This is a genomic window from Sphingobium sp. D43FB (assembly GCF_002312805.1).
In the GTDB taxonomy this organism is placed as follows: domain Bacteria; phylum Pseudomonadota; class Alphaproteobacteria; order Sphingomonadales; family Sphingomonadaceae; genus Sphingobium.
Genome location: NZ_NMUA01000151.1, coordinates 1 through 951 on the forward strand (window position 1 = coordinate 1; position 951 = coordinate 951).

Sequence of the window (951 nt, forward strand, 5' to 3'; positions counted from 1 at the left end):
CCCTGGTTGGGAAGACAGCCGACGGCGATTTTCTACGCGATATGATCGGCTTTGCCGCGCAGCGGCTGATGGAGTTGGAAGTGGGCGACCTTACGGGCGCGGCCTATGGCGATAAGGATCCCGAGCGCCTCGCGCAGCGCAACGGCTATCGGGATCGGGACTGGGAGACGCGGGCAGGCACGGTCGAGCTGCGGATCCCCAAGCTGCACAAGGGAACATATTTTCCAGGGTTTCTGGAGCCCCGCCGTATGGCAGAGAAGGCACTGACGGCCGTCATCCAGGAAGCTTATATCCAGGGGATCTCGACCCGCTCTGTGGACGATCTGGTCAAAGCCATGGGCATGAGTGGGATCTCAAAGAGCCAGGTCAGCCGACTGTGCGTGGAGATCGACGAGCGGGTGAAGGCCTTTCTCGATCGTCCGATCGAAGGCGACTGGCCCTATCTCTGGATGGACGCGACCTACATCAAAGTGCGGCGAGCCGGTCGCATTGTCTCTGTCGCGGTGATCATTGCCGTTGGCGTTAACAGCGATGGCCGGCGCGAAGTGCTCGGCATGGCGATCGGTCATTCCGAAGCGGAGGTCTTCTGGACCGAGTTTCTACGCAGCCTTGCTCGTCGCGGTCTGCGCGGCGTGAAGCTGGTGATCTCAGATTCCCATGAAGGCATAAAAGCCTCCGTCGCCAAAGTGTTCAGCGCCACCTGGCAGCGATGCCGGGTTCATTTTATGCGCAATGCGCTGGCCCATGCCGGCAAGAGTGGACGCCGGGTCGTGTCGGCATTCATCGCCACCGCTTTCGCCCAGGAAACTCCAGAGGCCGCAAAGTATAGCGCGACGATCTGGGTGAGAGGTCAGCGACTATCAGGATGAGAACAGATTGTCGCGGCGGGTTCATGGTGCCGGGTTAGATTGTCGCTGGCAAGGGCGATTCTTCGCTCTGATTGTCGCTGAT

At 60.4% G+C, this 951-nt stretch carries 1 pseudogene; it reads left to right on the plus strand.

Annotated features, from left to right (window positions below):
• Positions 1-2: 2 nt before the first annotated feature.
• Positions 3-815 (plus strand): annotated as a pseudogene (locus SxD43FB_RS23765) (IS256 family transposase); the annotation flags it as partial.
• Positions 816-951: the final 136 nt, after the last annotated feature.